The organism is Longimicrobium sp. (genome assembly GCF_036399255.1).
Taxonomy (GTDB): domain Bacteria; phylum Gemmatimonadota; class Gemmatimonadetes; order Longimicrobiales; family Longimicrobiaceae; genus Longimicrobium.
The window spans coordinates 1-6,236 of sequence record NZ_DASWNM010000027.1 but is presented as its reverse complement, the minus strand read 5'-3'; the positions used below and the strand labels follow the sequence as shown (position 1 = coordinate 6,236).

At 69.9% G+C, this 6,236-nt stretch carries 6 protein-coding genes; all 6 read left to right on the top strand.

Annotated elements, in window-relative coordinates; translation table 11 throughout:
- The first annotated feature begins 231 nt into the window (after nucleotides 1-231).
- The 6 genes from VGC13_RS05015 to VGC13_RS04990 all read left to right on the top strand — a co-directional run bounded on the left by VGC13_RS05015 (nucleotide 232) and on the right by VGC13_RS04990 (nucleotide 5,942).
- On the top strand, nucleotides 232-912 hold the full coding sequence (locus tag VGC13_RS05015) for a uracil-DNA glycosylase (RefSeq protein WP_331124118.1): 681 nt from the start codon (nucleotides 232-234) through the stop codon (nucleotides 910-912).
- Nucleotides 913-1,014: 102 nt separating this feature from the next.
- The gene (locus VGC13_RS05010; protein ID WP_331124117.1) at nucleotides 1,015-1,317 is read left to right on the top strand and encodes a pinensin family lanthipeptide; all 303 of its coding nucleotides are present in this window, start codon (nucleotides 1,015-1,017) and stop codon (nucleotides 1,315-1,317) included.
- A gap of 656 nt (nucleotides 1,318-1,973) precedes the next feature.
- A complete protein-coding gene (locus VGC13_RS05005; RefSeq protein WP_331124116.1) occupies nucleotides 1,974-2,678 on the top strand; it encodes a queuosine precursor transporter in 705 nt (234 codons plus the stop codon).
- Nucleotides 2,679-2,688: 10 nt separating this feature from the next.
- A complete protein-coding gene (gene gltS, locus VGC13_RS05000) occupies nucleotides 2,689-3,915 on the top strand; it encodes a sodium/glutamate symporter (RefSeq protein ID WP_331124115.1) in 1,227 nt (408 codons plus the stop codon).
- Nucleotides 3,916-4,008: 93 nt separating this feature from the next.
- A complete protein-coding gene (locus tag VGC13_RS04995) occupies nucleotides 4,009-4,770 on the top strand; it encodes a Type 1 glutamine amidotransferase-like domain-containing protein (RefSeq protein ID WP_331124114.1) in 762 nt (253 codons plus the stop codon).
- A gap of 386 nt (nucleotides 4,771-5,156) precedes the next feature.
- Entirely contained in the window at nucleotides 5,157-5,942 is a 786-nt protein-coding gene (locus VGC13_RS04990; RefSeq protein ID WP_331124113.1) for a metallophosphoesterase, read from the top strand.
- The last annotated feature ends 294 nt before the right edge of the window (nucleotides 5,943-6,236 follow it).

Below are 6,236 nucleotides of genomic sequence, written 5' to 3'. Positions count from 1 at the left end.
GGGTGAAGGGGTGAAGGGGTGAAGGGGTGAAGGGGTGAAGGGGTGAAGGGGTGAAGGGGAACGGATGTCGTCCTGATCGAGGGACGTGTACCGTCCCCGTACGGATGCACTCCGGGCAGGCGATGGCTTTCGGAAGTGCATGATTCGCAACAACTTGACGTGTGCGCTACTGAATTCGGCAGCGTCGTCCGTGGGCGGGGGGCGTCTCGATGGAAGGATGAGTGGGACCGAATGGATCTGCGGGAGCTGGAGAGCGAGCTGACGGCGTGCCGGGCGTGTCCGCGGCTGGTGGAGTGGCGCGAGCGCATCGGCGTGGAAAAGCGGAAGTCGTATCGCGACGACGAGTACTGGGCGCGGCCGGTGCCGGCGTTCGGCGACCCGGCGGCGCGGCTGATGGTGCTGGGGCTGGCACCGGCCGCCCACGGCGCCAACCGCACGGGGCGCATGTTCACCGGCGACCGCAGCGGCGACTTTCTGTACGCGGCCATGCACCGCGCCGGCTTCGCCTCGCAGCCCACGTCCACGAATCGCGCGGACGGGCTGGCGCTGCGCGACGCGTGGGTCACCAGCGCGGTGAAGTGCGCCCCGCCCGACAACAAGCCGCTCCCGGACGAGCGCGACGCCTGCGCCTGCTTCATCCGCCGCGAGTTGGCGCTGATGCCCGGGGTGCGCGCCATCCTGTGCCTGGGCGGCTTTGCGTACGAGGCGGCGGTCCGGCTGCTGCGCGGCGCCGGCTACACCCTGCCGCATCCCCTGCCCAAGTTCGGCCACGGGGTGCTGGTGCCGGTGCAGGGCGGGCCCACGCTGGTGCTTTCGTATCACCCGTCCCAGCAGAACACCTTTACCGGCCGCCTGACGCCCGCCATGCTGGACGACGTCTTTGCCACCGTGCGCCGGGTGATCGACGGCTGACCGGCGGCGCTTCATCACGTGCATCTTGGCGCAAAGAGGGTTCAGGCATATCCTGTGGGGACGAGACGTATCCATCTTCTCCTCACTTCCGGAGCCCCTGCCATGAAAAAGCTGACGCTGCACCTGGACGACCTGGCCGTGGACTCGTTCGAGACCAGCTCCGACGCACAGATGCGGGGAACGGTGCGCGGTTTTGGCGACTCGACGGGATGCTCGTACGGATCGCCCCAGTACACCGCGTGCGACTTTACCTGCGAGTTCCCCTGCGGCGAGTCGGACGAGTGCACGCCCACCTGTCCCAACGTCACGCCCGGCTGCAGTGAAACGTGCCAGTGCCCGGGCACGAATGCCATGAGCTGCGATCCGTACACGCAGTGCGACTTCAGCTGCGAATTCGCCTGCTGAGCCAGCACCGCGGACACAACCGAGCGCCGTCCGGCCCCGTGCCGGGCGGCGTTCGTCGTCTTGCGGGCGCAGTTCGATCCTTCGCTGTGTCGGCAAGGGCGAATGAATTCGCTGCAACGACTACACGAAGGCCGCCTTCGCGGACTGGCGGCTCCCCGGTATGGGCTGCGTGTCTGCCACGTGGCTGGCTGAGGAGAAGCGGCCAACGTCGTGGACTATCGGAGGCGCGATCGAATTCTCCCCTTTCTCCCGCGACAGCGGGGGAGAGGGGCCGGGGGAGAGGGGGCCCGTCGGCGCCAGTTCGGTGTCTTTCGTCCTTCCTCGACCCCGGCCCTGCCCCAACCTCCCCCAGCAGTTTTGGGGGAGGTGCGAGCCTGAGCGAGCGGAGGGGGCGCCCGCGGAATGACACCGGGCCGCGGGCTCGCGGTCGAATTCTCCTCTCCCCCATGCTGTTCATATGGGGGAGAGGCCGGGAGAGGGGGGCGTCCGCCCCTCGCGCCCAGGAGGGCGGGATCTCGACGAACTCCTCTCCCTCTGCTCGCGCGGTTTGGGGAGGGGAGCGGGCCGGGGGAGGGGCGCGCGCTCTCGACAGATCTCCCGCGCGGGCGTTAGACTATCGCGCCGCACGCGATCCCCATCCCATCCTCCGCCCCTTCATGGCCCACGCCCCCGCCGCCGCGCCCGTCCGGCAGTACCGGTACTACGACTTCATCACCGCCACCTTCGTGACGGTGCTGCTGTGCTCCAACCTCATTGGCCCCGCCAAGATCTGCGAGATCGGCGGGTTCACCTTCGGGGCGGGGATCCTGTTCTTTCCCATCTCGTACCTGTTCGGCGACATCCTTACCGAGGTGTACGGGTACGCCCGGGCCCGCCGGGTGGTGTGGATGGGGTTCGGGGCGCTGGCGTTCGCGTCGCTGATGAGCGTGGTCGTCCTGAAGCTGCCGCCGGCGCCGGGGTACGCGGGGCAGGCGGCGCTGGAGTCGGTGTTCAGCCAGACGCCGCGCATCGTGCTGGCGTCGCTGGCGGCGTTCTGGGTGGGCGAGTTCGCCAACTCGTTTGCGCTGGCCAAGATGAAGATCCAGACCGAGGGGCGGCACCTGTGGCGGCGGGCCATCGGCTCCACGGCGGTGGGCGCGGCGGTGGACAGCGCCATCTTTTACCCCGTCGCCTTCCTTGGCGTGTGGAGCACCCGCGACGTGCTGGTGGTGATGGGGACCAACTACGTCCTCAAGGTGCTGTGGGAGATCATCGCCCTTCCCATGACCTACCGGGTGGTGGCCGCGCTCAAGCGCGCCGAGCACGAGGACCACTTCGACCGCGACACCGACTTTACCCCCTTCTCCCTGCAGGCCGGCTGAGGCCCCGACCATGAAGCTCGACCTGATCCAGACCGTCGCCTTTGCGGGCGTGGTCCTGTTCCTGGGATACGGCATCCGCCGGCTGGTGCCCCCGCTGGCGCGCTACAACATCCCCGCGCCGGTGATCGGCGGGCTGATCGTGGCCGGCATCCTTACCTGGGCCCGCTCGGCGGACGTCACGCTCATCGAGTTCGACACCACGCTGCAAAGCCCCATGATGGTGGCGTTCTTCACCAGCATCGGCTTCGCCGCCAGCCTGCGGCTGCTGAAGGTGGGCGGGCCGCAGGTGCTCATCTTTCTGGCGGCGGCGTCGCTGTTCGCCGTCGCGCAGAACGTGCTGGGCGCGGGGCTGGCCATGGCGATGGGGCTGCACCCGCTGTTCGGGGTGCTGACGGGCTCGGTGACGCTCACCGGCGGGCCGGCGACCGGCCTGGCGTTCGCGCCGCTCTTCGAGGCGAACGGCGTCCCCGGCGCGGCGACGGTGGCGGTGGCGTCGGCGATGGTGGGGATCGTGATGGGCGGCGTGATCGGCGCGCCCATCGCCACGCGGCTCATCGAGCGCCACAAGCTGGCCACGAAGCACGCACCCCAGCCGGTGGACACGCCCGTGGCCGCGATGCTGGTGGAAGATCTGCTGGCCGACGAGCGTCTCAAGGCGCCCCCGGGGGAGGACGACGAGAGCTTCTCCCTGCTTCAGAGCGTGGTGCTGATCCTGGTGGCGATGTGGCTGGGGTCGTTCGTCAGCGGCTGGTTTGCCGCCGTCAACGTCACGCTCCCGGCCTACATCGGCGCCATGCTGGTGGCGGCGGTCATCCGCAACGTGGACGACTTCACGGGCGTGTTCCGCATTCAGCAGCGCGTGATCGACGACGTGGGCAACGTGGCGCTGGCGCTGTTCATCGTGATGGCCCTGATGTCGCTGAAGCTGTGGGAGATCGCCAACCTGGCGGGGCCCATGCTGGTGATCCTGGTGGCCCAGGTGGCGCTCATCGCCGTCATCTGCGTCTGGCCCATCTTTCCCCTGATGGGCAGGGACTACGACAGCGCGGTGATGAGCGGCGGGTTCTGCGGCTTCATGCTGGGGACCACGGCCAACGCCATGGCCAACATGCGCTCGCTGGTCGAGCGCTACGGCCCGGCGCCCCGCGCGTTCCTGGTGGTGCCGATGGTGGGCGCGTTCTTCATCGACGTGGTGAACGCGATGATGATTACCGCGATCGTCAACTTTCTGAAGTGACGGCGGTGAAGGGGTGAAGGGGTGAAGGGGTGAAGGGGTGAAGGGGTGAAGGGGTGAACGGGTGAAGGGGTGAACGGGTGAACGGGTGAACGGGTGAACGGGGAGCGCGTCTTTACGGGGAGCATTCCGGTGCTGGCGGATCCGCGGCAGGCGGGGGATGCGTCCGGGGCGGAGCCGGCGCCGCTGTTCCTGGTTTCCGACAGCCAGCTGCTGTTCTGGGGAGACGAGGAGGGGCGCTTCGTGGACCGCATCGCGGCGTGCACGCGGCCGGGGGCGCCGCGGGCGGCGTACCTGGGCGCCAGCAACGGCGACCAGCCCGACTTCTACTCCATCTTCCTGGCGGCCATGGAGGGGATTGGCCCGGCGGAGTGCCGGATGATCCCCGCGGACCCCTGCGCCTCGGAGCTGGCCTACCTGGAGGCGGCGGACGTGGTGCTGCTGGCGGGCGGCAGCGTGGAGCGCGGCTGGCGGGCGTTCGAGGCCAGTGGGGTGCGCGAGGTGGTGGAGCGGCGGTACCACGCGGGCGCGGTGCTGATCGGCGTCTCGGCCGGCGCGGTGCAGCTGGGGACGGCGGGGTGGCCGGAGGGGGATGCGGACGCGGCGTTCCCCACCTGGGGGCTGGCGCCGTTCGTGGTGGACGCCCACGCGGAGGACGACGACTGGGCGGCGCTGCGGGCGGTGGTGCGCGCCCGCGGCGACGGCGCGCGGGGAATCGGCATCCCCCGCGGCGGCGGCCTGGTGTACCACCCCGACCACTCGCTGGAGGCGGTGCGCCACCCGGCGTACGAGATCAGCATGGCGAACGGCGAGCTGGTGACCGCGATGATCCTGCCGCCCGCGCGGGCGGAGCGGTAGGCGGCCGGTCCGGCCGGGATCGAGGCTCGCCGAAACGGATCGGACCGCGCCCGCGGGGCCCCTCACCCCCCCCGGCCCCCTCTTCCCGCAAGCGGGAGAGGGGGAGAATTCGGTCCCGCCTCGGCGGCCCGTGTCTCGCGTCACCCTCCCCCCGCGCAGTTTGCGGGGGAGGGCGGGGGAGGGGGCGCCGGCGGGACGCGCAGCGCCGTCCCACACGCCTCGAAGGCCGTGCGGTTTGTCCCCTCTCCCGCTTGTGGGAGAGGGTGCGAGCCTGGGCGAGCGGGTGAGGGCGCCCGCGGGAACGCGCGGAGCGTTCCACACACACGAAATTCCTTCCTGGCCCGGCGCGAGGTGGCGCCGGGCCGGTTTGTCTGGAAATCGAAAGCATGCGCGTATACGCCATCTCGGACCTGCACACGGACTTTCGCGAGAACCGCGCGGCGCTGGAGCGCGCGGGGCTCGCGGGGCACCGCGACGACGCCCTGATCGTCGCCGGCGACATCGCCGACAACGAATCGGTCGTGCGCGAAACGCTCACCTGGCTGGCGGGGCGGTTTCGCGAGGTGTTCTTCGTCCCCGGCAACCACGAGCTGTGGGTGCGCGGCGAGGACCGCGACAGCATGGACAAGTTCCACGCGGTGCTGCGGCTGTGCGACCAGGCGGGGGTGCGCACCACCCCCGCCCGCGTGGGCGGGGTGTGGGTGGTGCCGCTGTTCTCGTGGTACGACGCCGACTTCGACGTGCGCGGCGAGGGGGTGGCCGACGAGCTGGAGGCGTGGTCCGACCGCTACTTCTGCCGCTGGCCCGCCCACGTCACGCGCGTGGACCAGGCCTTTTTGCAGATGAACGAGCCGCACGTGCGGCGCTACGACGCGCCCGTCATCACCTTCTCCCACTTCGTGCCGCGGCCGGAGCTGCTGCCGCCCACCCGCTACCTGCGCTTCAAGGGGCTGCCGCTGGTGGCCGGGTCGCTGGGCATCGAGTCGCAGATCCGCCGCATCCAGCCGCGCGTCCACGTGTTCGGCCACACCCACATCCCCGAAGACCGGGTGGTGGACGGCGTGCGCTACGTGCAGCACTACTTTCGCCGCCCGGCCGCCGACGACACGCAGTCGCCGCTGAAGCTGGTGTGGACGGACGACGCCCCGCCGGCGGAACCCCTGTTCTGCTGAACGACGGGTGCGTCCCGCACCTATGCGCCTGAGAGGGTGTTGCTGAACCTCAAATCCCAAACGAAGCGGTGACTTCCTGAGAGGGTGTTGCTAAACCCCCAAATCACAAAGAAGCGCTGACTTCCTGAGGGAGCGCACCACGCGTAACCTGATTCCACACAACCGCCTGCGCGCGACCGAAGGACCTGCTCTCCGGCGAGGCGGGGCCGGCTTCATGCCGCGGGCCCAGCCCCGTCGTTCTGCTGGCGAGGTCCTTCGGTCGGCGCGAAGGTGCAGTGTACAAACGAGGTACGG